Origin of the sequence: Pseudomonas sp. UME65, assembly GCF_014170225.1 — a bacterium.
Classification (GTDB): domain Bacteria; phylum Pseudomonadota; class Gammaproteobacteria; order Pseudomonadales; family Pseudomonadaceae; genus Aquipseudomonas; species Aquipseudomonas protegens.
Genome location: NZ_LZZQ01000016.1, coordinates 80,315 through 106,481 on the forward strand (window position 1 = coordinate 80,315; position 26,167 = coordinate 106,481).

Below are 26,167 nucleotides of genomic sequence, written 5' to 3' on the forward strand. Positions count from 1 at the left end.
CGCCGCCAAGTGGGGCCGGCGTTCAGTGACGCGGTACGGCAGTGCCCTGGCCGGCGCGCACTTCGCTGGCGGTGCAGCCGAACCGCTGGCGAAAGTGCCGGGCGAACTGGGCCTGGTCGGCAAACCCCCAGCGCGCGGCCAGCTCGCCGATCGACAGGCGGCAGTGGGCGTCGCGCAGTTGGCGGTGCACGGCGCAAAGGCGCTGCTGACGAATCCATTCGCCCAGGCTGAAGGGGCTGTCGGCAAAGAGCTTGTGCAGGTAGCGCAGGGAAATGCCACAGGCGCTGGCGATCTGCCTGGGGTTGAGCTCCGCCGAGCCCAGGTGCTGCTCCACGTAGCTTTCGATGCGTTGCAGGTGCAGGGCGGCGAGGCTGGAGCTTTCACTGCTGAGCACCCGTTCGTCCTGGCGCAGGGTCAGCAGCAGGGTCGCCAGGGCCTGTTCCAGCAGCATATGCCGCGCCGCCGGGGCGCATTCGTCGAAGCGCGCGGCGCACATGGCCAACTGGTCGGCGAAGATCCGCCCCAGGCCGCGCCGGGCATCGAAACAGAAACGGGTGTAGCGCTCGGCGCCGCGCAACTGGCCGTGCAGGGCCTGCTCCGGCAGCTTGAACACCCAGAGGTCGTTGTCGCTGGCGTAGCGGAAGCGGTAGGGCGCATCGCCCCGTTCGAAGATGAAGCTGCCGGGGCGGCAATGCAGCTCGCGGCCGTCCTGTTCGAACAGCACCTCGTGGCGCCGGGGGATGGTCACCAGGTAGCAGGCCTGGGTGTCGTTGCTGACCTGGGCCTTGCTCCGGGAATAGCCCAGGCGGCTGGAACGCAGGCGCGACAGGGCCAGGGCACTGCTGGGGGTTTCCCAGATCCGCAGGTTGCCCTGGAAGGGGCGGTCGCTGCTGAATTCAAGGGACAGGGGAAAGTAGGCGTTGCCAATGGCTTCGGCCCAGCGGGGCTGGCATTGGTGCTCGGGCCAGTAACGGGTGGAAAGCTGCTGAACCATCATCACTCCTGCTTTCTTGTGTTTTTTAGTCAGGACAGCACCGGGTGGTCAGCCACGGTGCCGGTGATCTTTGGGCAAAAGCGCGGGTCGGTCAATCGGCAGGCGTCAGTCGGTAGCAGGCCGAGGGCGCGAGCGTCGCCTGCCAGCCCGGCGGCACCACGATGTTGGTGGTGGCTTCCTCGATCACGCAGGGGCCGGTGAGGGTCTGCCCGGCCTGCAGCTGTTCGCCCTGGTAGACCGGCGTCGGTTGCCAGCCGCCGGCTTCGTCGAACAGCATCGAGCGCTGTTTCCGAGGCGTTGCCGGCACCTGCTGCTCGGGGATCGGCAACTCCGGCATCGGTGGGTGCTGCAGCCTGGCGATCACCGAGCATTCAAGGTTCACCAGCTCGATCGGGCTCTGCGGCTCGCTGTAGGAGAACAGCGCCTTGTGCCGGCTGTGGAAGGCCTCGCGCAGGGCGCCGAGGCCGGCCGGGTCCAGCTCGTTGCTGGCCAGCTCGACGCTGAATTCGTGGATCTGCCCCAGGTAGCGGATTTCCAGGTGGTACTGGGTATCGACCCGGTTGCCGTTGCTGAAGCCGTCCTGGCGCAGGTTCTCCAGGCCCTGTTCGCGCAGCCGGGCCAGGGTCCGGTTGAGCAGCGCCAGGTCCACGTGCTGGTCGTCCAGGCGCATAGGTAGGGTGGTCAGCTGGTCGTAGCGGATGTCCGAGAGGATCTGCCCGAAGGCGCACAGCCCCGAGGCCACCTTGGGAATCAGCACCACCTGGCTGCCGATTTCCTCGGCCAGGCGGATCACGTGCATGCCCGCCGCGCCGCCGGCGCCGATCAGGGCGAACTGGCGCGGATCGTAGCCGCGCTCCACCGATACCCGGCGGATGCCGCTGACCATGTTCAGGTTGACCAGGGTGATGATTCCCAGCGCCGCGCGCTCGATGCTGATGCCCAGGGGCTCGGCGATCCGGCTGGCGATGGCCTGCAGCGCCGCCTGGCGTGACAGGCGGATGCTGCCGCCGAGCAAGGCGCCGTCCGCCAGGTAGCCCAGTGCCAGGTTGGCGTCGGTCACCGTTGGCTCGCTGCCGCCCTTGCCGTAGCACACCGGCCCGGGGTTGGCTCCGGCGCTGCGCGGGCCGACCTGGAGCATGCCGAAGGGGTCCAGGTGGGCGATGGAGCCACCACCGGCGCCGAGGGTTTCCACCTGGATCATCGGCACGCCGATGCGGTAGCGCAGAAAGTCGCTGTCCTTGCTGAAGTTGGTGCGCCCACCCTGGCTCAGGGTGATGTCGAAGGAGGTGCCGCCCATGTCCACGGTGATCACGTTGTCGATACCGAATGGCCGGGCCACGCACAGCCCGGCCTGGGGCGCCGAGGCCGGGCCGGAATTGATCGCATTGACAGCCCGGGTGCTCATGATCGCGCCGGGGGCCAGGCCGCCGTTGGACTGGAAGTAGCGGGTCGGCTGCTGTGCGCCCAGTTCTTCGAACAGGCTGTCGATGCGCTCCACGTAGCGTTGCATCACCGGGCTCAGGTAGGCGTTGACCACGGTGCTGGAGGTACGGGTGTATTCGCGGATCTGCGGGAACACTTCATTGCCGGTGCAGACGAAGACCCCGGGCAGGGCCGCGCGCACCAGCTGTGCGGCGCGCTGCTCGTGGGCCGGGTTGCGCACCGACCAGACAAAGGAGATGGCCACCGCCTGCACCTCCTGCTCGCGAAAGTACTCGATGGCCCGCAGGATCGCCGTTTCGTCCAGGGGCGCGTGCTCCTGGCCGTCGCTGCGCATGCGCCCGCCGATGGGCCGGCGCAGGTGGCGCGGCACCAGCATGTGGGCCTGGGGGTAGCTGGCGTCGTAGCGGTGGCCGTCTTCCTTGTGCCCCAGGCGGATTTCCAGGCTGTCTTCGTGGCCGTCGGTACACAGCAGGCCGACCTTGGCCCCGGTCTTCTCGATCAGGGCGTTGAGGGCCACGGTGGTGCCGTTGATGCACAGGTCGCAGTCGCCGATGATCTGCGCCGGGCTGCGCCCCAGGGCGTCGGCCATCTGTGCCAGGCCGTTGCGGATGGCCAGGGTGCCGTCCTGCGGTGTCGAGGGGGCCTTGAACAGCTGCACGTTGCCGAGCTGGTCGGCGAGGATGAAATCGGTGAAGGTGCCGCCGGCGTCGATGCCCAGGCGATAGTGTTTGCTCATGGGGGGATGCTCCGTGGGTTCAGGGGCGGGCGCGCAGGGCGCGGGTGGCGTCGTGGTCCAGGCGCTGCTCGGCGTCGAACACCACGCCGTAGTCCAGGCGCGCGCCTTCGAGGGAGACCAGGCCATTGCGCAGGTCTTCGGCCACTCGCTCCAGGGGCCGCAGGAAGGGGTCGCCATAGCCGCCACCGCCGGGGTTGAGGTTGATCACCCGCTCTCCGGGTTGTGCGGTCAACTGGGCGTTGTGCTGGTAGGTGTGTTCCTGGCCGTCGGCACGGCGATGGGTCAGGCGCCCGAGCTTGGGCGCCAGCAGGCCGTTGTGCGCCCCAGCGGCGCCGGCGGTGGGCAGTTGCCGGCCCTCGCCGAAACCCACCACGGTCATCGGGTGCTGCAAGGGTTCGATCTCGATGCAGGTGCCCGAGCCGCCGCGAAACTGCCCGGCGCCGCCGCTGTCGGTGATCAGGCTGTAGCGGTGGATGAGGATCGGGTAGGCGTATTCCAGCAGTTCGATGTCGCCGGACATCAGCGCGCCGAAGCAGCACAACGGGCCGCAGGCCGGCCAGCCGTCCATGGCCTGGTTGGCCCCGGCCCCGGAGATGATCGAGGCCAGGACCATGGTCACGTATTCGGCGTTGTCGTTGCGCGGGTCGTGGCCGGCGATGTTGATCCCGCTGGCATGGCCCCAGGACGCGGTGACCCGTTCCGGCGCGGCCTGCTCCAGGGCCTGGCGCACCGCGTCGGCGAGGGTTTCCATGGGGGTGGTGGTGCTGTTGACGTGGGGCGCGGGTTCGCTGGCGTTGCACAGGGTTCCGGGCTCCCCCAGGTCGACGCTGATGCAGCGGTACAGGCCCTCGTTATAGGGCGGCGGCACCTGGGCGAACATCATCAGCCCCAGGTACACCCCGGACACCGAGTTGCCGGCGTAGGAATTGATGAAGTAGGGCACCTGGGGCGGGCTGTCGATGCGCACCCGGGCCTGATCGCCGCTGATCTGCACCTGGGCGGTGATGGTCAGCTGGCCCAGGCCGTGGCCCGAATCCTCCAGCACCGCGCTGCCGTGGTAGAGGCCATCCGGCACCTCGCGCAGCAGGGCGCGCATGTGCCGGTCAGCCATGTCCTTGAGCTCGCCGATGCAGGCGCGCACCTGTTCCACGCCGTAGCGCTCCAGGAGTTGCAGCAGGTGCCGCTCGCCGACGCTGCAGGCGCCGTACTGGGCATTCAGGTCGCCTTCCTGGTAGACCCGGGCGCGCATGTTGGTCAGCAGCAGGTTGATCACATCCTCGCGGCGCTGGCCCCGGGACCAGAGCTTGACCGGCGGAATCCGCAGGCCCTCGGCATAGATCTCCCTGGCGTCCGGGTTGTAGCCGGCGGGCACCGGGCCGCCGATGTCGGTGAGGTGGCCCTTGCACACCGCCCAGAACACCAGCTCGCCCCGGTAGAACACCGGTTTGTACATGCAGCAGTCGAGGATATGGCTGCCCTGGTAGGCCGGGTCGTTGTGGTAGATCACGTCCCCTTCATGGATGTCGTCGCCGAAGAATCCGGCCACGCATTTCATCGCCGGGATCAGCGAGCCGAGGTGGATCGGGATGTCCTGGCCCTGGAGGACCATTTCCGGGAGGTGGTCGAACAAGGCATTGGAGTAGTCGTGGGCCAGGTTGAAGACGCTGGAGCGGCCGGTTTTCTCCAGGGTCAGGGTCATTTCACGCTGGGCGGTTTCCAGCGCCCCTCGCACCACGGCGAGGGTGATCGGATCTACTGTGCTCATGGCTCACCTGAGTTCTTGTTGTTCTCGGGGTGGGGCGCGACGGCTGTTGCGCCCACGGCCTTAAGCTACGCGCAGCCAGGCGCACCTGGCTTGTCGTCGGGTGCAGGGCTTTTTGCGTTCTGGTGCACTGTTGCCACTGCTGAATGTGGGGGGCACGCGCTGCAGGAGCTGGCTCCCCAGCGAACAGGCCCGCCCAGGCGCGGCATGGCTTACGGGGCTTTTCGCCGGCAAGCCGGCTCCTGCGCGGGAGGTCGCCGGCAAGCCGGCTCCTACGGGGGGCTGCGCGAAGCGCCGGCTACTTGGGGTACAGCGGCGGCAGGCTGGTGGTGTCCGCCACCGGGTCCTGGACCCGTTCGTCGATCGGGATGGCGCGTATCGCTCGCCACAATTCCTCGCCCTGCCAGTACTGGCCGGTCTCGCTGTAGAGCGCGCCGTTGAGGCCGTCCAGGGCGTCGGACAGCGGCACGAAGCGCGCGGCCATTTCGGCCAGGGTTTCGGGCTGTTGCCGGGCCCAGGCGTCCAGGGCCTGGCGGGTGGCCTGGGGGTCGTTGGCCTGGCAGGCACGCTTGAGGTCGTCCAGCAGCGAGCGCGGGCTGGGGCCGGTCTGGGTGGCGCGCAGCACCGCCGGCTGCCAGCGGGCGCGCCACCACAGGCCGAAGCCCAGCAGGGTGGTGCAAGCCAGCAGCAGGGTGCTCAGTTGCCACAGCCACAGGTTGCCGCTGTCGGGCCCGGCCGGGGCGTTGCCTGCCGGGGTGTCCACCACCAGGCTCGGGTTGTTCGCCACCTGCAGGGCCCGCGCCGGCAGGCTGGTGCTTTCCAGGCGGTCTTCGACGGTGTTCCACCAGGTCACTTCAATGGCGGGCAGTTCGACGTTGCCGGGGCGGGTGGGCACCAGCGCCTGGCGGTCTTCGCGAATGCCCAGAAGGCCCTGTTCAACGTGCTGGTTGCTCAACTGCGGCTGGTCCGGGTAGCTGCGCAGGCCATTGACGTCGGCCAGGGGCAGCGGCGGCAACTGGGCGCTGGACAGGCCTTCGGCGCGCAGGGTCAGGCTGCGGGTCAGGGAGTCTCCGACCTGAGGGTGCTCGGGCTCCGGGTTCCAGCTTTCGCTCAGGCTCAGGCTGCGGGCCGGCAGCCAGGGCGCGTCGGCCGGGTAGGTGGCGGGCTTGGCCTTGACCTGCAGGCTGATGTCACTGGAGCTGACGTGGATCAGCTTGCCGGCCCGGGGCGTCTGCGAGCTGGTTTCCTGACCCGGGTCCGGGTTGGCCAGGGTGGCGCTGAAGGTCAGCGCGGGAATCTGCAACGGCCCGCTGCGCTGGGGATAGAGCGCGTAGCGCATCTCGATCACCCCGTGGCGAACGCCATTGATGAGCTTTTCGTAGGTGCGCGGCTCGCCCAGCTGTTCCACCCGGGTGTCGCTCAGCAGCAGCGGGCTCAGGCTGCTGTCGTCGAACAGCGGCACCGAGTGGTAGATGTGCAGGGTCAGCAGGGCCTGGGCCTGGACATAGACGCTGGGCTGGTCGAGCTCGGCTTCGATGAACACCGGTTCCAGGCGGGCGTTCTGGTCCTGGGCCGGGCTGGTGTTGACCTGCAGGCTCAGGGGCTGGCTCTGCAGGCTGCCCAGTTGCAGCGGGGCGATTTCCAGGGTGCCGGTATGGCGCGGCAGCAGGGTGACGATCCAGCGGGTACTGGCGTGGTTGTCCCCCAGGCCGTTGAGCTGGTTGACCTGGCGTGTGCCGCGCACCTCGAACTGGGCCTCCAGGGGCGCCAGGTCCGGCTTGCCGAACTGGGTGACATCGGTGGACTCCAGGGTCAGCTCGACGGTTTCCCCGGAATTGACCTGGCTGCGGTCCAGGCTGGCGAGCAGGCCGGCAGCCTGGGACTGGCCAGTGCAGAACGCGAGGGCAAGCAGTAGGGCGGTGCAGCGGGTCATCGAGTTTTTCCCTGATCCTGATGTTGTTGCTGTTCGTACCAGAATTTGCGCCTGAGCAATTCACCCGGGTCGTCGGGGATCTTGCGCAGCCATTGTTCCAGCGCCTGCTGGTGTTCAGCGTCCAGGCTGTCCTCCACCGGGCGCAGCGGGGTGGTGGTGTGCTGGTCGTCCAGCTCGCTGCCGGGCACTTCACTGTGGCCGGCGGTTTGTGGATCCGGCGGCGGCGTGTCGCCTTCGTTGGCCGGCGCCTGTGCCGGGTCCTGCGGGCCATCGCTGCCCGGTGGTGGCTGGGTGGCCGCGCCGCTGGGGCCCGGGCGGGTGTCGTCGCCTTCGGGGGTGTCCGGCTTCTTCGCCGGTGGCGGTGTTTGCGCCTGGGCCTGTTGCTGTTGCAGCAGGCTTTCCACCAGGGCCTTGTTCTGCAACGCCGGTTGCAGGTCCGGCTGGCGTTCCAGGGCCTGCTCGTAGGCGTCGATGGCGGCTTCCAGCTCGCCGCTGCGGGCCAGGGCGTTACCGCGATTGTAGTGGGCGCGGGCGTCGTTGCCCTCGGCGAAACGCTCGGCGGCGGCAGTGTAGTTGCCGGCTTCGTACAAGGCCACGCCTTGCCATTGCGGGTCCTGGAAATGCCGCGCGGCCTCCGCCGGGCGCTGCTGTTGCAGAAGCCGCTGGCCCTGCTGGTCGGGGCGCAGCCACAGGTCATTGAAGTCGAAGGCGTAGCTCGGTTGCGGCACGGCGAACAGCAGCAGGGGCAGGCAGAACAGCCAGCCCCGGCGCCCGGCGCAGGCGGCCAGCAGCAACAGCGGCAGCAGCAGCCAGTAGCCCTGGTCGGCCCAGGTATCCAGGCGCAGGGTCTGGCCGTCGCTGCGCAGGCCTTGCGGGCCGCCGAGCAGGCCCAGGCCGCGCAGGTCGCTGTCGTCCAGGCGCGCCTGGCGGTAGCGCCCGCCCACGTCGCCGATGAAGTGCTTGAGGTCCGGGCTGTCCAGGCGCGATACCAGGATCGCGCCCTGGTCGTCCTTGAGGTAGCTGCCGTCTTCCAGGGCCACCGGGGCGCCGTCGCGGCTGCCGAAGCCGAGCATCAGCAACTGCGGGGCGTCGCCCTTGAGCGCCTGGCGGATGCCCTGGCGTTCCTCTTCGTTGAGGGAGGAGGCCATCAGTAGCACCCGGCCCTGGCCCAGGGCCCCCTGGTCCAGCAGCTTCAGGGCCTTGAGCAGGGCCAGGTCGGCGCGCTGGCCGGCCTGGGGCATGATCGACGGCTTGAGGGCGTCCAGCAGGTTGCGGCTGGTGGCCAGGTCATCGGACAGCGGCACCAGGGTGTGGGCGCTGCCGGCGTAGACCACGATGGCGGTCTGCGCGTCGCTGCGCAGTTGCAACAGGTCCAGCAGCTTGTGCCGGGCCTGCTCCAGGCGATCGGGCGGCACGTCGTTGGCGAGCATCTGCGGGGTCAGCTCCAGCAGCACCACCAGCGGGTCGGCGGGTTTCTGGCTGGTCTGTTCCACCCGCTGCCAGCTGGGGCCCAGCAGGGCCAGCACCGCCAGCAGCCAGGCCAGGCCCAGGGCCACCCAGGGCAGCTTGCTTTCGCGGCCATTGCCGCCGCTGAGCAGGGCGGCGTGAAAGGCCGGGGGCAGGATCATCTGCCAGCGCCCGGCGCGTTTCTGCCGGTGCCAGAGCTTCCACAGCAGCAGCGCCAGCAGGGGCAGTACCAGCAACCAGCCGGGGCGGAACCAATGGGGCCAGAGGCTGATCATCGACGCCTCCGCAAGCGCAGGCGCTTGAGCCGCTGGCGCCAGTCATGGGCAGGCAGCAGGAAGTTCGACTGGGTGAAGAAGCGTTGCAGCGGGTTCTGCGGCCAGCGCTCGCGCAGCACCAGCAGCACGCTGAGCAGCAACGCCGTGGCCAGGGGCCAGTGGTACAGGGCCTGGGCCGGGCGTGCCTGGGTCGGTTGCTGGGCCACCGGTTCCAGTTGGTCGAGGGTTTGCTTGATCGCTTGCAGCTCCTGGCCGTCCCGGGCGCGGAAATAGCGCCCGCCAGTGACTTGCGCCAGCTCCTTGAGGGCCGGTTCGTCCAGGTCCAGGCTCGGGTTGATGCCCAGCACGCCGAGGGTGGCGCTCTGTTCCGGGTCGGCGCCGATGCCGATGGGGTAGATCTTCACCCCTTCCTCGGCGGCCAGCCGGGCGGCGGTGATGGGGGCGATCTCGCCGCCGTTGTTGGCGCCGTCGGTGACCAGGATCAGCACCCGGCTCTGGGCCGGGCGCTGGCGCAGGCGCTTGAGGGCCAGGCCGATGGCATCGCCGATGGCGGTGTTCTTGCCGGCGATGCCGATCTTCGCTTCATCCAGCCAGACCCGCACCGTGTGCCGGTCGAAGGTCAGGGGCGCCTGCAGGTAGGCCTTGCTGCCGAACAGGATCAGGCCCACCCGATCGCCTTCGCGGTGTTCGAGAAAGTCCCCCAGCAGGTGCTTGACCAGGTTCAGGCGGCTGACGTCCTCGTCCTGCCATTGCATGTCGGGGAAATCCATGGAGCCGGAAACGTCCACCGCCACCAGCAGGTCGCGGCCGCTGGCGGCCACCGGCAAGGGGTCGCCCAGCCATTGCGGGCGCGCGGCGGCCAACAGCAGCAGGAGCCAGAGCAGGATGAAACGCACCTGCTGGCGCCAGGCCGGGAGGTGGGCGCGGGCCCGGCGCTTGGACAGGCCTTCCAGGTCACTGAGAAAACTCACTTTCAGCGCCGGCTCGCCGCTGTCGGCCACCGGCAGCACCAGGCGCAGCAGCCAGGGCAGCGGCAGCAGGACGAAGACCCAGGGCCAGGCGAACTCAAACATGCTTGCGAATCCAGGTGTCCACCGCCTGGGTCAGGCCGGCGATGGCTTTGTCGTCGAGCTTGCATTCGGGCTTGTAGGCGCCTTCCACCAGCACCATCCAGCGGGTCAGGCCGGCGGCCGGGCAACGGTTGTCGAGGAACGCCAGCCATTTGCGCCCGTTCAGGGTGTGGCTCTGGCTGTAGGGGTAATGGTTGCGGCACAGGCGCTTGAGCAGGGCATTCAAGGCCTGCAGCCAGGCGCCGGCGGGGGCACCGTCATAGGGCTTGGGCAGCAGCGCCAGTTCTGCCAGGGCGGCCAGGCGCACCGGGTCCAGGGGCTGCTCGCTGCGGGCGCGCACGGCCTTGCGCGGCCACAGGTGGCGCCAGTGCCAGAGGGCCAGGCCCAGCAGCGGCAGCAGGATCGCCAGCAGCCACCAGCCCGGGGCCGGCGGCCACAGGCTGACCGCGGGCGGCGGCAGCAGCGGTTGCAGTTGTTCCAGGCTGCTCATCGGCCGGCTCCGGGGCGCTGCGGGTTGAGGTACTCGCGCAGCTGCTCGACCATCTCGCTCTGGGTGCTCAGGGGCATCAGCAGCACCCGCAGCTTTTGCGCCAGGCGTTCCCAGCGGGCGATGCGCGCTTCGCTCATGGCGCGGTAGGCCTGGCGCAGGTCGTAGTTCAGGGTGTCCAGCTCCAGCTGGGCGCCGCGTTCGGCAAAGCGCAGCAGGCCGGCGGCGGGCAGGGCGTGGTCCAGAGGGTCGGAAAGGGGCATCAACAGCAGGTCGCAATGGCGCGACAGCAGGCTCAGTTGCTGCTCGGCGGCGTCGCTCAGGGCGCGTTCGTCGCAGATCACGATCACCAGGCTGCCGGGGCGCAGGACTTCGCGCCCGCGCAGCAGCGCGGTGCCCAGGGCGTCGCGCTGGGGCCGGGCTTCGCTGTGCAGCGACTGGTTGACCCGCACCAGGCGGTTGAGCAACTGCAACAGGCTCTGCTTGCTGCGCCGCGGCTTGATCTCGTAGTGCTCGTCGTCGCCGTAGACCAGCCCGCCGACCCGGTCGTTATGGCCCAGGGCGGCCCAGCCGATCAGGCTCGCGGCCTGGGCGGCGAGCACCGACTTGAACATCAGCCCCGAGCCGAAGAACAGCTGGCGGCTCTGTTCCACCATGATGAAGATCGGCCGCTCGCGCTCTTCGTGGAACAGCTTGGTGTGCGGTTCCTGGGTGCGCGCGGTAACCCGCCAGTCGATGGTGCGCACGTCGTCGCCGGCCTGGTAGACCCGCACCTGGTCGAAGTCCACGCCGCGCCCGCGCAGCTTGGAGTGGTGCAGGCCGATCAGCGGGCTGCGCTGGCTGGGGGTGGAGAACAGCTGCACCTCGCGCACGCGATGGCGCATCTCGATCAGCTCGCCGAGGGTGATGCGAATGCCGGGTTCGGCAACGGGCTGGGTCATGGGCTTCAGGCGACGGCAACGACGTCGAGGATGCGCTGTACCACACGGTCCTGGTCGATACCGGCCGCTTCAGCCTCGAAGGACAGGATGATGCGGTGGCGCAGTACGTCGAACAGCACGGCCTGGATGTCTTCGGGGCTGACGAAGTCGCGGCCGGCGAGCCAGGCGTGGGCCCGGGCGCAGCGGTCCAGGGCGATGGAGCCGCGGGGGCTGGCGCCGTAGGCGATCCACTCGGCCATCTCCGGGTCGAACTTGGCCGGGGTGCGGGTGGCCATCACCAGTTGCACCAGGTATTCCTCCACCGCATCGGCCATGTACAGGCCGAGGATTTCCTTGCGTGCGGCGAAGATCGCCTGCTGGCTGACCCGGCGCTCGGGCTTGGTCTCGCCGTTCAGGGCTTCGCCGCGGGCCTGCTGGAGGATCCGCCGCTCCACGGCGGCGTCCGGGAAGCCGATCTTGACGTGCATCAGGAAGCGGTCGAGCTGGGCTTCGGGCAGCGGGTAGGTGCCTTCCTGCTCGATGGGGTTCTGGGTCGCCATCACCAGGAACAGCGGCGATAGTTCATAGGTGCTGCGCCCGACGCTGACCTGGCGCTCGGCCATGGCTTCGAGCAGGGCCGACTGGACCTTGGCCGGAGCGCGGTTGATTTCGTCCGCAAGCACCAGGTTGTGGAAGATCGGGCCTTGCTGGAACACGAAGCTGCCGGTTTCCGGGCGATAAATCTCGGTGCCGGTGATGTCGGCGGGCAGCAGGTCGGGGGTGAACTGGATCCGATGGAATTGCGCTTCAATGCCTTCGGCCAACTCCTTGATGGCCTTGGTCTTGGCCAGCCCCGGAGCGCCCTCGACCAGCATGTGGCCGTCGGCGAGCAGGGCGATGAGCAAGCGCTCGATGAGTTTTTCCTGGCCGAGAATCTGCGTTGAAAGAAAGGTTCGCAGCGCCAAAAGCGCTTCACGATGTTCCATCGGTGACTGTTCCTGGAGAGGGTGCGCCCCGGGCGTTGAGGGAACGTCGGGGCTGGGGGCGATACTTTAATCCATAGCGGGGGTCGGCGACTAACGGGGAAAACCTGATTTGGCGAATTAGTCGAAAAAAATCCGTGTTTTATTCAGCACCACGCGCACCCCCGGTAGAGGCCGGCAAGGTTTGCGGTGGCGCCGAAGACGCCTTCGCTGGCAAGCCAGCTCCTACGCTCGGGCGCGGTGTTGGGGCTCTGGTAGGAGCCGGCTTGCCGGCGAAGAGGCCGGCAAGGTTTGCGGAGGGGCCGAAGACGCCTTCGCTGGCAAGCCAGCTCCTACGCTCGGGCGCGGTGCTGGGGTTCTGGTAGGAGCCGGCTTGCCGGCGAAGAGGCCGGCAAGGTTTGCGGCGGAGCCGAAGACGCCTTCGCTGGCAAGCCAGCTCCTACCGGGAAGGGCGGCGGGTCAGGACAACTGGCTGATGTAGGTGCCGGTGCCCTTGAGGATGTTCTGCAGGGTTTCCTCCACTTCGGCCAGGTCCGAGGCAGCGGTGCTGTGGCGGATCTCCAGGTGGTCGGCGCCGTTCAGGGCGTCGGCGTCGGCCGCGGCGATTTCGATCAGCAGGGTGGTGGGGCTCAGGGTCACCTTGACGCCATCGAGGGTCGAGGGCTCGCCGTCGAGGGTGATCTCCAGTTCGTCTTCGTCCGGGTAGCGGCTCATCAGGAACATCTCGCCCTGGGTGCTGTGGCAGCAGAGCATGGCCATGTTGTCTTCTTCGTCGTCGCAGGGGTTGGCGATCAGGTGGGCGGTGGTCATGTGCATGGGGGCATTCCTGAGAGAGTGGCCGGGCGGGCAGAAAGGAAACAATTCTGCCAGCCCGATGGAATTTCTGCTGGCTTGTCTGTCAGAGAACAGGTCGTGAACACAATCGCTGCGGCAGTCACTTTTGGTACGCAAGTACCGTGAATCCGGGGAAAAAAACCGGTTTTTCCACCGCGGCTGCTAGTGTTGCTCAAAGCGTGAGCGTTCTGCTGCGTGCCGTTGACCGAATATGTCGCAGCATCGCAAGCAGCTGTCACATCGCACTCGTTAAGCTGCGCAGCGGACAATTTGTTCTTAGTGCAATAGGTTGCGTCTGATTTGTGATGGTCACCTGTAAAGGCATTGCGCTCGGTTTCCCGGCTAGCGTCAGTCGTTTTTGCAGATGCCCATCCCCGGAAGGTGAATGTGACCTGTGCGTCTCGTCCAGCTTCACCCACCTGTCATCCTGCTACCTCTGCCCGAGACCAGGAGCAGGATGCAGCACCGCCCCGCGAGGGGTTTGCACGCGACGCTTCCATCAATAACAAGCCCAAGCGGAGTACCACAGATGGCGTTCTTCACCGCAGCCAGCAAAGCCGACTTCCAGCACCAACTGCAAGCGGCACTGGCGCAGCACATCAGTGAACAGGCACTGCCACAAGTGGCGCTGTTCGCTGAACAATTCTTCGGCATCATTTCCCTGGACGAACTCACCCAGCGTCGCATGTCCGACCTGGCGGGCTGCACCCTTTCTGCCTGGCGCCTGCTTGAGCGCTTCGACCACGGGCAACCGCAGGTCCGCGTCTACAACCCCGATTACGAACGCCATGGCTGGCAGTCGACCCACACCGCTGTGGAAGTCCTGCACCACGACCTGCCGTTTTTGGTGGACTCGGTACGCACCGAGCTCAACCGTCGCGGCTACAGCATCCACACCCTGCAGACCACCGTGCTCAGCGTACGTCGTGGCAGCAAGGGCGAGCTGCTGGAAATCCTGCCCAAGGGCACCCAGGGCGAAGGCATCCAGCAAGAGTCGCTGATGTACCTGGAGATCGACCGTTGCGCCAACGCCGCCGAACTCAGCGTGCTGGGCAAGGAACTGGAACAGGTACTGGGCGAAGTGCGGGTCGCCGTGGCCGACTTCGAGCCGATGAAGGCCAAGGTCCAGGAACTGATCCAGAGCATCGACAACAGCCAGTTCCCGATCGCCGCCGAAGAAAAGACCGAGATCAAGAGCTTCCTCGAATGGCTGGTGGGCAACCACTTCACCTTCCTCGGCTATGAAGAATTCGTGGTCGGCGCCGACCAGGACGGCGGGCATATCGAATATGACCCGAACTCCTTCCTCGGCCTGGCCAAGCTGCTGCGCGCCGGCCTGACCAGCGATGACCTGCGCATCGAAGACTACGCCGTCAACTACCTGCGCGAACCGACGCCGCTGTCCTTCGCCAAGGCTGCGCACCCGAGCCGCGTGCACCGTCCGGCCTACCCGGATTTCGTCTCGATCCGCCAGATCGATGCCGACGGCAAGGTCATCAAGGAATGCCGCTTCATGGGCCTGTACACCTCTTCGGTGTACGGCGAAAGCGTGCGGGTGATCCCTTACATCCGCCGCAAGGTCGAAGCCATCGAGCAGCGCTCGGGCTTCCAGGCCAAGGCGCACCTGGGCAAGGAACTGGCCCAGGTCCTGGAAGTGCTGCCCCGCGATGATCTGTTCCAGACCCCGGTGGACGAGCTGTTCAGCACCGTGATGTCCATCGTGCAGATCCAGGAACGCAACAAGATCCGCGTGTTCCTGCGCAAAGACCCCTACGGTCGTTTCTGCTACTGCCTGGCCTACGTGCCGCGCGACATCTATTCCACCGAAGTGCGGCAGAAGATCCAGCAAGTGCTGATGGATCGCCTGCAAGCCACCGACTGCGAGTTCTGGACCTTCTTCTCCGAGTCGGTGCTGGCCCGTGTGCAGTTGATCCTGCGGGTGGACCCGAAACAGCGCATCGACATCGACCCGCTGCTGCTGGAAAAAGAAGTGGTGCAGGCCTGCCGCAGCTGGCAGGACGACTACGCCAGCCTGGTGGTGGAAAGCTTCGGCGAAGCCCACGGCACCAATGTGCTGGCGGACTTCCCCAAAGGCTTCCCGGCCGGCTACCGCGAGCGTTTCGCTGCCCATTCGGCGGTGGTGGACATGCAGCACCTGCTGAGCCTCACCGAAGCCAACCCGCTGGTAATGAGCTTCTACCAGCCCCTGGGCCAGGTCTCCGGCCAGCGTGAGCTGCACTGCAAGCTGTACCACGCCGACACCCCGCTGGCGCTGTCCGACGTGCTGCCGATCCTGGAAAACCTCGGCCTGCGCGTGCTGGGCGAATTCCCGTACCGCCTGCGTCACAACAATGGCCGTGAGTTCTGGATCCACGACTTCGCCTTCACCGCCGCCGAAGGCCTGGACCTGGACATCCAGCAGCTCAACGACACGCTGCAGGACGCCTTCGTCCACATCGTCCGTGGCGATGCCGAGAACGATGCCTTCAACCGCCTGGTGCTGACCGCCGGCCTGCCATGGCGCGACGTGGCGCTGCTGCGTGCCTACGCCCGCTACCTGAAGCAGATCCGCCTGGGCTTCGACCTGGGCTACATCGCCAGCACCCTGAACAACCACACCGACATCGCCCGCGAGTTGACCCGGTTGTTCAAGACCCGCTTCTACCTGGCGCGCAAGCTCACCAGCGACGACCTGGAAGACAAGCAGCAGCGTCTGGAGCAGGCGATCCTCACCGCCCTGGACGACGTCCAGGTGCTCAACGAAGACCGCATCCTGCGGCGCTACCTGGACCTGATCAAGGCCACCCTGCGCACCAACTTCTACCAGACCGACGCCAACGGCCAGAACAAGTCCTACTTCAGCTTCAAGTTCAACCCGCACCTGATCCCCGAGCTGCCCAAGCCGGTGCCCAAGTTCGAAATCTTCGTCTACTCGCCGCGTGTCGAAGGCGTGCACCTGCGCTTCGGCAACGTTGCCCGTGGCGGCCTGCGCTGGTCCGACCGTGAAGAAGACTTCCGCACCGAAGTCCTGGGCCTGGTCAAAGCCCAGCAAGTGAAGAACTCGGTGATCGTGCCAGTCGGTGCGAAGGGCGGCTTCCTGCCGCGTCGCCTGCCACTGGGCGGCAGCCGGGACGAGATCGCGGCCGAGGGCATCGCCTGCTACCGCATCTTCATCTCCGGCCTGCTGGACATCACCGACAACCTGAAGGACGGCGCCCTGGTGCCGCCGGCCAACGTCGTGCGCCATGACGACGATGACCCCTACCTGGTGGTCGCGGCGGACAAGGGCACTGCGACCTTCTCCGACATCGCCAACGGCATTGCCATCGACTACGGCTTCTGGCTGGGTGATGCATTCGCCTCCGGTGGTTCGGCCGGTTACGACCATAAGAAGATGGGCATCACCGCCAAGGGCGCGTGGGTTGGCGTACAGCGCCACTTCCGCGAGCGCGGCATCAATGTCCAGGAAGACAGCATCACCGTGGTCGGTGTCGGCGACATGGCCGGCGACGTGTTCGGCAACGGCTTGCTGATGTCCGACAAGCTGCAACTGGTGGCGGCGTTCAACCACCTGCACATCTTCATCGACCCGAACCCGGATCCGGCCACCAGCTTCGTCGAGCGCCAGCGCATGTTCGCGCTGCCGCGTTCGGCCTGGAGCGACTACGACACCAGCATCATGTCCGAAGGCGGCGGTATCTTCTCGCGTAGCGCCAAGAGCATCGCCATCTCGCCGCAGATGAAAGAGCGCTTCGACATCCAGGCCGACAAGCTGACCCCGACCGAGCTGCTCAACGCCTTGCTCAAGGCGCCGGTGGACCTGTTGTGGAACGGCGGTATCGGCACCTACGTCAAGGCCAGCACCGAGAGCCACGCCGACGTCGGCGACAAGGCCAACGACGCTCTGCGGGTCAACGGCAACGAGCTGCGCTGCAAAGTGGTGGGCGAGGGCGGCAACCTGGGCATGACCCAGCTGGGTCGTGTGGAGTTCGGCCTCAATGGCGGCGGTTCCAACACCGACTTCATCGACAACGCCGGTGGCGTGGACTGCTCCGACCACGAAGTGAACATCAAGATCCTGCTCAACGAAGTGGTGCAGGCCGGTGACATGACCGACAAGCAGCGCAACCAGCTGCTGGCGAGCATGACCGACGAAGTCGGTGGCCTGGTGTTGGGCAACAACTACAAGCAGACCCAGGCCCTGTCCTTGGCTGCGCGCCGTGCCTACGAGCGTGCCGCCGAGTACAAGCGCCTGATGAGCGACCTGGAAGGCCGTGGCAAGCTGGACCGCGCCATCGAGTACCTGCCGACCGAGGAGCAGCTCACCGAGCGCGCCGCCACCGGCAAGGGCCTGACCCGTCCGGAACTGTCGGTGCTGATTTCCTACAGCAAGATCGACCTCAAGGAAGCCCTGCTCAAGTCCCTGGTACCGGATGACGACTACCTGACCCGCGACATGGAGACCGCGTTCCCGCCAAGCCTGGTGGCCAAGTTCTCCGAGGCCATGCGTCGCCATCGTCTCAAGCGCGAGATCGTCAGCACCCAGATCGCCAACGACCTGGTCAACCACATGGGCATCACCTTCGTGCAGCGCCTGAAGGAGTCCACCGGCATGAGCCCGGCGAACGTCGCCGGTGCCTATGTGATCGTGCGGGACATCTTCCACCTCCCGCACTGGTTCCGTCAGATCGAAGCCCTGGACCACCAGGTTTCGGCTGAAGTGCAACTGGCGTTGATGGACGAGCTGATGCGCCTGGGCCGTCGTGCCACCCGCTGGTTCCTGCGCAGCCGGCGCAACGAGCAGGATGCGGCGCGTGACGTTGCGCACTTTGGTCCGCACCTGGCGGCGCTGGGCCTTAAGCTCGACGAGCTGCTCGAAGGCCCGACCCGCGAGGGCTGGCAAGCCCGTTACACCGCCTATGTCGAAGCCGGTGTGCCGGAGTTGCTGGCGCGCATGGTTGCAGGCACTACCCACCTGTACACCCTGCTGCCGATCATCGAGGCCGCTGATGTGACCGGCCACGATGCGGCGGAAGTGGCCAAGGCCTACTTCGCCGTGGGCAGTGCCCTCGACCTGCCGTGGTACCTGCAGCAGATCAGCGATCTGCCGGTGGCCAACAACTGGCAGGCGGCGGCGCGCGAAGCCTTCCGCGATGACGTGGACTGGCAGCAGCGGGCGATCACCATCAAGGTCCTGCAGATGGCCGATGCGCCGGATGACATGGAGGCCCGCGTGGCTCTGTGGCTGGAGCAGAACGCGAGCATGGCCGATCGCTGGCGCGCCATGATGGTGGAAATCCGTGCCGCCAGCGGCACCGACTACGCCATGTATGCGGTGGCCAACCGCGAGTTGCTGGACCTGGCCATGAGCGGTCAGTCGGTGCTGTAACGGCCTGACCCCGCCCAGAACCAAAAAAGCCCCGTATCTTGCGATACGGGGCTTTTTTATTGCCTGCCGGTTTGTGTCGGCTGGCGGGTGGCTCGGCTCAGTGGGCCGCCGAGGCGTCCTGCTCGACCACCATGTCCAGCACATAGACGCTGGACGGGGCATCGGCGGGTGCATTCTTCCACTCGTACTGCTTGACCCGCAGCACATTGCGCACGCCGTCCTGGTGCTCGTAGCCCTCGATGGACTGGTACAGCGGGTGCCAGGTGTCCTGGGTCGGCAGTTGCAGGCCGGCGTCGTCGTAGCGGCGCTCACGCACTTGCAGGCACTGGAAGTCGGGGATCAGCGGGTGGCTGCACTTGACGGTCTTGGCCGCCACTTCCAGGAAGCGGGTCTGGCCCTGGCTGCCGTAGCGGGTTTGCGGGGTGGGCTGGCCTTCGAACGTGAGCAGGGTGCCGTCCTGGGTGGCCAGTTGCAGGGTCGGGGTCGACTGGTCGCCGCCGAAGGTGGTGCGCAGGTCGCCCTTGAGCAGGTTGGCGATTTGTGCGTCCAGGGCCATCAGTTTCGGCTCGCAGGCCATCAGGGTGGCGGCCAGTGGCTGTACCTTGAGCACGCCATTTTCATGCTGGAAGCCGCCGAACTGGCGGTTGCAGCCGCCGCTGATGCTCAGGTTCTGCCCGGCGAAGGTCAGGCGCAGCTGGCGCTCGATGCCCTTGTCCAGGGCGGCGACGGGCTTGCCCGCCGCATCGCGGGCCGCAACCAGCTGCCAGTAGTAGGCGGACAGCGCAGGCTGGGCGCTGACGGAGGCAGTGCTGGCGGGCATGGAAGAAGATCCTTCAGGGGTGGTGGAAGCCGGGGTGCAGGCCTGGAGCAGGGCGGCACAGACGGATACGAGGAGGATGTTTTGCTTCATGGTTCGCTCTTTCAGCCTTGATGGAGTATGGCCTGCCGCATGGGGGGCAGGCCCAGGCCGGTAACCTGTGGCAGTGAGGTCGTCGGGCCAGTGCTGCGTGGGCCGCAAGCCGCCGCAGGGCGACCTCCGCCGTTACCGATTGCGATGTGACAGCACTGTGCCAGTTCGGTTTCATCGCCGGGGGTGCCCGGGAGTGTTACCAAATCTTGCACACTGCCGGTGAGCGCCGTTGCCTGCTTCCGGCCGGGCGCTGCGGGCCAGGTGTGGACGCCCGCCTTACCAGAACCAGTAAGGCAGGAATTTGGGAGTGGGTTCTTTGGCCAGTTCCAGATGATAGGTGATGGCGTTGAAGAAGAACCCATCCAGCAAGAGAAAGGCCGCCACGCCGAATGCCAGGACGATGACCTCGTAATGCCGGTGCCCGGTGTACTGCCGGCCGATCCAGTAGCGCACGCCGCTGAGCAGGGCAAAGCTTGAAAACACCCCGGCGAAGTCGGGCTGCAGGGGGCGGGCGGCAAAGCTGTTGTAGCCCAGCACCAGCAGCGCCAGGAACGCGCCGATGGCCGGCAGGTTCAGGCACAGGCGCAGCAGGCGTCTGCGGGTGGCGCTGAACAGGCCGTTGGGGTCGATGAAGATGTAGGCCGCCAGCAGGGAAATGGCCGGGGTGATGGACAGCACGTAACGCGCCTTCTTCGAGTTGGGGATGGTGAAGAACACAATCAGCACCACGAACCAGGCGCCCAGGTGCAGCAGCAGGCGCGGCGCCGACAGCGATGGGGCGCCGAGCCACTGGCGGCCGCTCCTGGCCATCACGCAGAGGGCGTAGAACGCCGTGAAGCTGTAGGTGATCAGCCCGGCGCTGAAGTAGAAGTAGTAGCGCGGCGAGTGATCGCTGGCGATCCGGCCCAGGCCCTGCATCTCCAGCACTTGCTGCATGAAGGCATCGCCGCCCTGCACGTGGGCGGCCCAGGCCAGTAGCGCGACCCCGGCGGCGAACAGCAGGCCGCTCACCAGCGAGAACCCGACCAGGGTTCGCCACTGCCGGCTCAGCAGGTAATAGCTGCCGACCACCAGTGCCGGGCCGATCATGCCGATCGGCCCGCGCAGGGCAAAGCCCAGGATCAGGCCGAGGAACACCAGCGCCAGGCGTCCGCGCTGCTGCTTGAGGTCGGCGGAGTAGGCCAGGTAGAAGCAGCCCGCGGTGATCAGGGCGGGGTAGATGTCCAGGGCCAGGGAGTTGACGCTATCCACGAAGGCCCAGGTGAACAGCGCAAAGAGCACGCCGCACAGGCCCCATTTGCGCTCATGCAGGGCCCCCAGCTTGTAGATGAACACCAGCATCAGCGACGCAGCGATGCAGAAGGGCAGGCCCATCGACAGCACGGACAGCTGGCCGAAGGGCAGCGACGCCAGATAGACCAGCACCGTGTTGGCAATGGTGTAGTCGGGGTAGGGCTGCAGATCGTCGGCAATGGGGAACAGCGTCATGCCGTGCTGCAGCATGTAGTCGGCAAAGTCGACGAAGCGCGTGGTGTAGTTGAGGACTGCCGGTTTGTACTGCAGCGCCATGAACAGCGCGAGGGCAATCAGGAAAATGCTTTGGCAGGGGCGCTGCAGGATCAGCTTTTTATAGTCTTCCATGCGTCCAACACGCAAAAAAACACCAATGATAGGGTGGCCGGCAGGCGAACGCCATCCACGCGCCGTGTTCGGGGCCGTTGCCGGCACCGGGGTTCAAGGCTCGGCAATCTAGCGCGCCCGGGGTTAACGCCCGGTATACGGGCAGGGCTGATCAAGGGGGCGCGGCGCAGTGCGCGATTGGCCACGGGGCGACCGTCGCCCGCTGCCTTCGCCGCTGTCCAGGCGGGCCCTGGGACGGGCCCGGTGGCGGGTAGCGGCCCGGCAATCGGCCGCCCGCGGCGCCGTTCAGGGCCGTTGCGGCTTGACCGAGGTGCCGAAGGTGTTGCCCATGCGCACGCCGGTGGCCGCCGGCGTCGAGAGCCCGACCTGATTCGGTGGGCGCTTGTTCACCGGGTCCTCCAGGGCCTGCTGGTTGGCCTGGGCCGCCTTCACTGCGTCCGGGTTGTTGCCCATCTGTTTGCTCAGGCAGTTGTAGTCGGGGGCCTTGTAGCCGCCGACGCTGACTTCCACGCAGCCCTCGCTGGCTTCTTCGGCATGCAGCGTCCAGGGCAGGGCGCTGAGCAGCCACAGGGCTGCGCTGTATCGGCTTAATCGTTTCATCCTGGCCTCCTGGCTGGCCCGGGGAATCGGGCTTCGATGCCGGCCGAGTGTAGTGCAAAGCCCGGCCTGAAAAAGTGATGGTTTTTTTGCCGTGGCCGTAACACCAGATTCATAAACTGGCCTCAGGATGACGCTTTTCAGGGATTGGACCGCAGTGCAGCGACGCAGAGCGCAGGTCGGGCGATGGACTTCATTGCACGGGGGCTTGGCGACCTGTGTGGTGGCGCTCGGGCTGCTGCTGTGGATGCCGGCGGGCTGGGCCCAGGGCCCTCCCGGCGGGCCGCCGCGGGTGGATTCACAGGCCCTGCTGGCACTGGATATACCGGCGCAGAACCTGGCGGATGCCCTGGAGCTGTTCAGCCGCGCCACCGGGATGGCGGTGCTGGTGGACCGGGAGCTGACCCGGGGCCGGCGCTCGGTGGGGATCAACGGTCACTACAGCGCCCGGGAAGGCCTGAGCCGGTTGTTGGCCGGCAGTGGCCTGATGGCCCGCTACGCCCGCAGCGATGCTTTCACCCTGCAGGTGCCGCAGGCCACACAGCCGGCCGTGCAGCCCGGCGCGGCGGGCAGTCGTGCGGCGCGGCTCAACAGCAGCTACGCCAGCGCCCTGCAACGGGCGGTGGAACGCAGCCTGTGCGGCTCGGCGCTGACTCGGCCGGGGAGCTTTCGCGCCTTGCTGCAACTGTGGATCGGCGGCGACGGAGCGGTGCAACACAGCCGCCTGGTGAGTTCCACCGGCGACCTGCAACGGGATGAGGCGCTGGTGCAGCGCCTGGCCCAGACCCGGGTCGAGCGCCAGGCACCGAGCTCGTTGCGCCAGCCGCTGACCTTACTCTTGATACCGGACACGACAGGGAAACGCATGGACTGCAAGGAATGGGAAGGAGCTTCCGGGGTATGAAAAATACCGGACACAGTGCGATGGTCAGGCTGTTCCTGACGTCCTACGAGGATTTTCGGGTGCGCTTGCGCAGGCGCCTGGGGTCCGAGGACCTGGCCAACGACGTCCTGCACGAAACCTACCTGCGGGTCGACCGCATGGAAGAGCCGCCGAACCTGGCGCAACCCAATGCCTACCTGTACCGCATGGCGCTGAACATTGCCGCCGACCGGCGCCAGTCCGATGCCCGCCTGCTCACCGGCGATGAGGTCGAGGAGCTGTTGCAGATCGCCGACGAAGCCCAGGACCCCTCGCGGGTGGTGGGTGGCCAGAAGGAAATCCAGACCCTGCTCAAGGCCCTCTACGAACTCCCGGCGCGGCGCCGCAAGATCTTCATTGCCGCGCGCCTGGAAGAGGCGCCGCACCTGGAAATTTCCCAGCGCTTCGGCATTTCCACACGGATGGTGGAGAAGGAACTCAAGGCGGCCCTCGGCCATTGCGCCCTGCGCCTGGAAAGAAAAGTCATTCAGCGGTTCGGTCCCGGGGCCGGAAAACCGTCCTAGACAAAGAGCCCTGATCAATCCGTGAGTACCTGCGCGCTTGAACATTTTTAGCATCTCCACACCCCAGGCCTCGGCGGACCAGCAGTTGCTGAGCGAAGCCCGGGACTGGCTGGTCCTTCTGACGTCGGGGCGGGCCACCGCCGCCGATGCCTGGGCGCTGCGCCAATGGTGCGGGCAAAGCCCGCAGCACGCGGCCGCCTTCGAGCAGACCAAGGCCCTGTGGCATTGCCTGCAACCGGCCGCGGCGCTGCTGGAACAGCAAGCGCGGCCGCGGCACTTTGGCCGTCGGGCCTTTCTTGGCGGCGCGCTGGCGGCCTCGGCGGCGCTGTTCATGGTGCGGCTCACGGTGCCGGGCGGCTTTGCCGGATTGACCGCCGACTTTGCCACCGAAGTCGGCGAACAGCGCCGGGTGGATCTGGCCGAGGGCGTGAGCCTGGAGCTCAACACCCAGACCCGCATCAGCCGGCGTGACCTGGGCGCGGGCGAGCAGGGCATCGAACTGCTGGAAGGCGAAGTGGAAGTCTTCAGCCAGCGCCTGCAGCCGCTCAAGGTCCAGGCCGGCGAGGGCTGGCTCAGCGCGCGCCAGGCGCGCTTCAACCTGCGCAACACCGACCACCAGGTGTGCGTCACCTGCATCGAAGGCAGCCTGCAAGTGGACGTGGCCGGGCGCAGCATTGGCCTGGACAGCGGCCGCCAGCTGACCTACGACCCGCGCAGCATCGGCGAACCCCAGGTGGTGGACATCCACAGCGTGATCGCCTGGCGCGAGCAGGTCCTGGTGTTCGACAACGCCAGCCTCAACACGGTGATCAGCGAGATCAACCGCTACCGCCCGGGAATGCTGGTGCTGCTCAATGCCGAACTGGGCAAGCGCAAGGTCCAGGCGCGTTTCAACCTCAACCAGCTGGCTGGCGTGGCCTTGCTGATCCGCGACGCCTACGGCGCCAAGTGCACCGAACTGCCTGGCGGCGTGGTGCTCCTGAGCTGATCCGCGAAACACCAACAGCCCCCTGTAGGAGCTGGCTTGCCAGCGAAGGGGCCGGCGCTATTTGCCGAATTCTCAGGGCCTGGCCGCTACGCGGTTCGCCGGCAAGCCGGCTCCTACGGGAGAGGGTTATTGCAACGGCCCCAGCACTTGCCGGTAGCGCTCTTCGCCCTGGGGCGTCTGGCGCACCAGGCGGATCTCCAGGCCCAGGGGGCTGTCCTGGCGGTTGCCGCTGAGCTGGCGCCAGCCTTTGTCGGCATCCCAGACCCGTACTTGCAGGTCGCTGACCCGGTTCAGCACCGCCACGCCGTCGCGCGGCGCGGGCAAAGGGTAGCGGTCGCGGGGCTCGGCCACGGCGCGGTACAGGGTGTCGCCCTTGAGCCACCAGCGCACCCGTTGCAAGCCTTCCCCCGGGGTGGCGGCGCTGCGTATCACCTCCAGGCGAAAGCCCTTGCTGTCGGAGCTGCGCACGCTCAGTGGGGCCGGGCTGTCGGGCTCGGCTTCTTCGCTGTCGCCCAGGGCCGGCTCGCGCAGCTGGGTGCCGGCACGCAGGGCCACGTCACGTTCCAGCTGGTTGAGGGTGCGCAGCAGTTCTTCGGTCTGTTCGGTGCTGGCCTTGAGATGGCTGTCGGCCCGGGTGACGCTGTCCAGGCCGCGCCAGGCAATCAGGCTGACCACCGCCATCAGCATGATCGCCACCATCACTTCGATCAGGGTGAACCCCTGCTGCCGACGCTTCATGGCTGGGTCACCACCCGCAGTTGGCCGGCGGCGCTGCGTTCCAGGCTCAGGCTGTGCTGGCCGTCGGACAACACCAGGCGCAGCGGCGGGTTGATCCATTCGGCGTTCAATACCAGGCGCTGCCTGGGTTCGATGCGCACTTGCAGCGCCGGGGTTTCCCAGGCCCGGGGGCGCAGTTGGGGGTCGCCACGCAAGTCATCGATGCCGCCTCCGGATTCGCTGTGGCGGCTGAAGGCAAAGCCCTTGGCCGTGGCTCGCCAGGTGATCGGCCGACCATCGGCGCGGGCTTCGGCCTGGGCCACTTGCAGCAGTTGCGCCAGGCGCTCGGCGTCCTTGCGCAGCAGTTGCAGCGGGTCGGGCTTGATGCTCAGGCCCACGGCCGCGCTGGCAATGCCGATGATCACCAGCACCACCATCAGCTCGATCAGGGTGAAGCCTTGTTGCTTGCCTGCCTGCATCGGATTGCACTCCTTGGCCCTCGGACCAGCCTGCCAGACGCAGATGATCGTCCGGTGAAATAAAACCGTGAGAATTGAGCGGTAGGCTGGGGGCACGGACAAACAGGAGGTCCCCCCGATGCTACGTGCCATGTCATTCGCCCCGCGCCTTGATGCCCCTCGACTGCTGCAGTACGCGGCCTTGCTGGCGGCCCTGGGTGGGGTCGCCACCTGGTCGTCGCTGCTGCTGACCCCGGCCGAATCCCAGACCCCGGCGGTGGCGCCCCAGGTGCTGGCCGCGCGTTCCGACAACCCGGCCCTGCAGTGGTTTGCCAACCAGCCGGCCCAGGTGCAGATCAAGGTGTCCGGGGTCATGGCCGGGGCCCGTGGCGCAGTGGCGATCCTGCATCTGAACGATGGCCCGCCGCGCAGCTTCCTGGCCGGGGAAACCCTGACCCAGGGTGTGCGCCTGGCTGCGATCGAGGCCGACGGCGTGCTGATCGAGCGCGGCGCCGAGCAGTCGCGGATCAAGGTCAGCAAGCTGCCGGACTCGCCGGAGCTGCCGCGGTTGACCCGCTAGGCCTCACTGGCGTTGTACCTGCGGCCGGCTGACCAGGGTTTCCAGGCGCGCAAGTGGCGGCGCCTCGCGGCTGCGGTCGCTGACTTGCACCTGCACCCGCACCAGCCCCGGCGCACTGCCCGGGGCGATGCGGGTTTCGCAGCGCAGCTTGAGCCGTCCCTGGTCGCAGTCGAGGTTCTTCACGCCGCTGTTCAGGCGGCCTTCCAGGCGCACTTCGGCGACCCGGCTCTGGGCCGCCAGCAAGGCCAGGGATTTGTCCCGCAGCAGGCCATTGCTCTGGGTCATCAGGCCCGCCACGCGTACCGCCGCAGCCATCGCCACGGCAATGATGGCCAGGGCCACCAGCACTTCGATCAGGGTGAAACCAGCTTGTTTGCGCAGGGCTTGCATGGGCCGCTCGAGACCGGGAAACAGCCTCGCAGACTAGCCTGCGGGCTTGACCGAATGGCGACCGAAACTCCCGAGGTTTTTCAATACCACTGACATATCTTCTTGCAACACTGCGCGACGAATCGAACTTACGCCAAGGAATGTCGA

The 26,167-nt window shown here is 67.0% G+C and carries 21 protein-coding genes; 5 read left to right on the forward strand and 16 right to left on the reverse strand.

Annotation, left to right across the window (positions count from 1 at the left end; all coding sequences use genetic code 11):
- Window positions 1-22: 22 nt before the first annotated feature.
- The 10 genes from A9971_RS25735 to A9971_RS25780 form a co-directional block, all read right to left on the reverse strand.
- Window positions 23-994, reverse strand: a complete 972-nt coding sequence (locus tag A9971_RS25735) for a helix-turn-helix domain-containing protein (protein WP_019095707.1) — start codon at window positions 992-994, stop codon at window positions 23-25.
- 91 nt (window positions 995-1,085) lie between these two features.
- Window positions 1,086-3,173: a hydantoinase/oxoprolinase family protein gene (locus A9971_RS25740; protein WP_182999874.1), complete on the reverse strand. Its 2,088-nt coding sequence runs from the start codon at window positions 3,171-3,173 to the stop codon at window positions 1,086-1,088.
- A gap of 19 nt (window positions 3,174-3,192) precedes the next feature.
- The gene (locus A9971_RS25745; protein WP_053151234.1) at window positions 3,193-4,938 is read right to left on the reverse strand and encodes a hydantoinase B/oxoprolinase family protein; all 1,746 of its coding nucleotides are present in this window, start codon (window positions 4,936-4,938) and stop codon (window positions 3,193-3,195) included.
- 295 nt (window positions 4,939-5,233) lie between these two features.
- On the reverse strand, window positions 5,234-6,868 hold the full coding sequence (locus A9971_RS25750; RefSeq protein ID WP_053151237.1) for a BatD family protein: 1,635 nt from the start codon (window positions 6,866-6,868) through the stop codon (window positions 5,234-5,236).
- Window positions 6,865-8,610, reverse strand: coding sequence for a tetratricopeptide repeat protein (locus A9971_RS25755; protein WP_053151240.1), 1,746 nt, complete (start codon window positions 8,608-8,610; stop codon window positions 6,865-6,867). The genes A9971_RS25750 and A9971_RS25755 overlap by 4 nt, the downstream gene beginning before the upstream one ends.
- On the reverse strand, window positions 8,607-9,683 hold the full coding sequence (locus A9971_RS25760) for a VWA domain-containing protein (RefSeq protein ID WP_011061030.1): 1,077 nt from the start codon (window positions 9,681-9,683) through the stop codon (window positions 8,607-8,609). The genes A9971_RS25755 and A9971_RS25760 overlap by 4 nt, the downstream gene beginning before the upstream one ends.
- A complete protein-coding gene (locus A9971_RS25765; RefSeq protein ID WP_011061031.1) occupies window positions 9,676-10,170 on the reverse strand; it encodes a DUF4381 domain-containing protein in 495 nt (164 codons plus the stop codon). The genes A9971_RS25760 and A9971_RS25765 overlap by 8 nt, the downstream gene beginning before the upstream one ends.
- Window positions 10,167-11,108 carry a DUF58 domain-containing protein gene (locus tag A9971_RS25770; protein WP_011061032.1) on the reverse strand — a complete coding sequence of 314 codons (942 nt, stop codon included), beginning with the start codon at window positions 11,106-11,108 and terminating at the stop codon, window positions 10,167-10,169. The genes A9971_RS25765 and A9971_RS25770 overlap by 4 nt, the downstream gene beginning before the upstream one ends.
- Window positions 11,109-11,113: 5 nt before the next feature.
- Window positions 11,114-12,073, reverse strand: coding sequence for a MoxR family ATPase (locus A9971_RS25775; RefSeq protein WP_003218556.1), 960 nt, complete (start codon window positions 12,071-12,073; stop codon window positions 11,114-11,116).
- Window positions 12,074-12,529: 456 nt separating this feature from the next.
- Window positions 12,530-12,886 carry a hypothetical protein gene (locus tag A9971_RS25780; RefSeq protein ID WP_019094865.1) on the reverse strand — a complete coding sequence of 119 codons (357 nt, stop codon included), beginning with the start codon at window positions 12,884-12,886 and terminating at the stop codon, window positions 12,530-12,532.
- Window positions 12,887-13,433: 547 nt separating this feature from the next.
- Between A9971_RS25780 and A9971_RS25785 the strand changes: the two genes are divergently transcribed.
- Window positions 13,434-18,293: an NAD-glutamate dehydrogenase gene (locus A9971_RS25785; protein ID WP_011061034.1), complete on the forward strand. Its 4,860-nt coding sequence runs from the start codon at window positions 13,434-13,436 to the stop codon at window positions 18,291-18,293.
- 97 nt (window positions 18,294-18,390) lie between these two features.
- Here A9971_RS25785 and A9971_RS25790 read toward each other — a convergent pair whose 3' ends face one another.
- The 3 genes from A9971_RS25790 to A9971_RS25800 form a co-directional block, all read right to left on the reverse strand.
- A complete protein-coding gene (locus tag A9971_RS25790; protein ID WP_232512109.1) occupies window positions 18,391-19,113 on the reverse strand; it encodes an META and DUF4377 domain-containing protein in 723 nt (240 codons plus the stop codon).
- Window positions 19,114-19,479: 366 nt separating this feature from the next.
- Window positions 19,480-20,844, reverse strand: a complete 1,365-nt coding sequence (locus A9971_RS25795) for a glycosyltransferase family 39 protein (protein WP_015635426.1) — start codon at window positions 20,842-20,844, stop codon at window positions 19,480-19,482.
- Between the two features lie 285 nt (window positions 20,845-21,129).
- Window positions 21,130-21,444: a hypothetical protein gene (locus A9971_RS25800; RefSeq protein ID WP_011061037.1), complete on the reverse strand. Its 315-nt coding sequence runs from the start codon at window positions 21,442-21,444 to the stop codon at window positions 21,130-21,132.
- Between the two features lie 244 nt (window positions 21,445-21,688).
- Between A9971_RS25800 and A9971_RS25805 the strand changes: the two genes are divergently transcribed.
- Genes A9971_RS25805 through A9971_RS25815 form a run of 3 tightly spaced genes read left to right on the forward strand, consistent with a single transcriptional unit; the run spans window position 21,689 to window position 23,875 of the window.
- The gene (locus tag A9971_RS25805; RefSeq protein WP_077935012.1) at window positions 21,689-22,345 is read left to right on the forward strand and encodes an STN domain-containing protein; all 657 of its coding nucleotides are present in this window, start codon (window positions 21,689-21,691) and stop codon (window positions 22,343-22,345) included.
- A complete protein-coding gene (locus A9971_RS25810) occupies window positions 22,342-22,887 on the forward strand; it encodes an RNA polymerase sigma factor (RefSeq protein WP_011061039.1) in 546 nt (181 codons plus the stop codon). The genes A9971_RS25805 and A9971_RS25810 overlap by 4 nt, the downstream gene beginning before the upstream one ends.
- Window positions 22,888-22,924: 37 nt before the next feature.
- Entirely contained in the window at window positions 22,925-23,875 is a 951-nt protein-coding gene (locus A9971_RS25815) for a FecR domain-containing protein (protein ID WP_182999875.1), read from the forward strand.
- 126 nt (window positions 23,876-24,001) lie between these two features.
- On the opposite strand, the gene gspJ is transcribed toward A9971_RS25815, so the two are convergent.
- Together gspJ and A9971_RS25825 are read right to left on the reverse strand one after the other, a co-directional pair.
- Complete coding sequence (gene gspJ / locus A9971_RS25820; protein ID WP_041117921.1) at window positions 24,002-24,613, reverse strand: type II secretion system minor pseudopilin GspJ; 612 nt, start codon at window positions 24,611-24,613, stop codon at window positions 24,002-24,004.
- Window positions 24,610-25,071 (reverse strand): GspH/FimT family pseudopilin, encoded by a 462-nt coding sequence (locus A9971_RS25825; RefSeq protein ID WP_011061042.1) that lies wholly within the window; start codon window positions 25,069-25,071, stop codon window positions 24,610-24,612. The genes gspJ and A9971_RS25825 overlap by 4 nt, the downstream gene beginning before the upstream one ends.
- 130 nt (window positions 25,072-25,201) lie before the next feature.
- Here A9971_RS25825 and A9971_RS25830 point away from each other — a divergent pair, with 130 nt between their 5' ends.
- Window positions 25,202-25,630 carry a type II secretion system protein N gene (locus tag A9971_RS25830; RefSeq protein WP_011061043.1) on the forward strand — a complete coding sequence of 143 codons (429 nt, stop codon included), beginning with the start codon at window positions 25,202-25,204 and terminating at the stop codon, window positions 25,628-25,630.
- Between the two features lie 3 nt (window positions 25,631-25,633).
- Here A9971_RS25830 and gspI read toward each other — a convergent pair whose 3' ends face one another.
- Window positions 25,634-26,020, reverse strand: a complete 387-nt coding sequence (gene gspI / locus A9971_RS25835; RefSeq protein WP_011061044.1) for a type II secretion system minor pseudopilin GspI — start codon at window positions 26,018-26,020, stop codon at window positions 25,634-25,636.
- Window positions 26,021-26,167: the final 147 nt, after the last annotated feature.

Bases quoted from the DNA above. Each gene is read 5' to 3' on its own strand.
- A9971_RS25735 (WP_019095707.1), bottom strand. From the start codon at position 994: ATGGTTCAGCAGCTTTCCACCCGTTACTGGCCCGAGCACCAATGCCAG.
- A9971_RS25740 (WP_182999874.1), bottom strand. From the start codon at position 3,173: ATGAGCAAACACTATCGCCTGGGCATCGACGCCGGCGGCACCTTCACC.
- A9971_RS25745 (WP_053151234.1), bottom strand. From the start codon at position 4,938: ATGAGCACAGTAGATCCGATCACCCTCGCCGTGGTGCGAGGGGCGCTG.
- A9971_RS25750 (WP_053151237.1), bottom strand. From the start codon at position 6,868: ATGACCCGCTGCACCGCCCTACTGCTTGCCCTCGCGTTCTGCACTGGC.
- A9971_RS25755 (WP_053151240.1), bottom strand. From the start codon at position 8,610: ATGATCAGCCTCTGGCCCCATTGGTTCCGCCCCGGCTGGTTGCTGGTA.
- A9971_RS25760 (WP_011061030.1), bottom strand. From the start codon at position 9,683: ATGTTTGAGTTCGCCTGGCCCTGGGTCTTCGTCCTGCTGCCGCTGCCC.
- A9971_RS25765 (WP_011061031.1), bottom strand. From the start codon at position 10,170: ATGAGCAGCCTGGAACAACTGCAACCGCTGCTGCCGCCGCCCGCGGTC.
- A9971_RS25770 (WP_011061032.1), bottom strand. From the start codon at position 11,108: ATGACCCAGCCCGTTGCCGAACCCGGCATTCGCATCACCCTCGGCGAG.
- A9971_RS25775 (WP_003218556.1), bottom strand. From the start codon at position 12,073: ATGGAACATCGTGAAGCGCTTTTGGCGCTGCGAACCTTTCTTTCAACG.
- A9971_RS25780 (WP_019094865.1), bottom strand. From the start codon at position 12,886: ATGCACATGACCACCGCCCACCTGATCGCCAACCCCTGCGACGACGAA.
- A9971_RS25785 (WP_011061034.1), top strand. From the start codon at position 13,434: ATGGCGTTCTTCACCGCAGCCAGCAAAGCCGACTTCCAGCACCAACTG.
- A9971_RS25790 (WP_232512109.1), bottom strand. From the start codon at position 19,113: ATGCCCGCCAGCACTGCCTCCGTCAGCGCCCAGCCTGCGCTGTCCGCC.
- A9971_RS25795 (WP_015635426.1), bottom strand. From the start codon at position 20,844: ATGGAAGACTATAAAAAGCTGATCCTGCAGCGCCCCTGCCAAAGCATT.
- A9971_RS25800 (WP_011061037.1), bottom strand. From the start codon at position 21,444: ATGAAACGATTAAGCCGATACAGCGCAGCCCTGTGGCTGCTCAGCGCC.
- A9971_RS25805 (WP_077935012.1), top strand. From the start codon at position 21,689: ATGCCGGCGGGCTGGGCCCAGGGCCCTCCCGGCGGGCCGCCGCGGGTG.
- A9971_RS25810 (WP_011061039.1), top strand. From the start codon at position 22,342: ATGAAAAATACCGGACACAGTGCGATGGTCAGGCTGTTCCTGACGTCC.
- gspJ (WP_041117921.1), bottom strand. From the start codon at position 24,613: ATGAAGCGTCGGCAGCAGGGGTTCACCCTGATCGAAGTGATGGTGGCG.
- A9971_RS25825 (WP_011061042.1), bottom strand. From the start codon at position 25,071: ATGCAGGCAGGCAAGCAACAAGGCTTCACCCTGATCGAGCTGATGGTG.
- A9971_RS25830 (WP_011061043.1), top strand. From the start codon at position 25,202: ATGTCATTCGCCCCGCGCCTTGATGCCCCTCGACTGCTGCAGTACGCG.
- gspI (WP_011061044.1), bottom strand. From the start codon at position 26,020: ATGCAAGCCCTGCGCAAACAAGCTGGTTTCACCCTGATCGAAGTGCTG.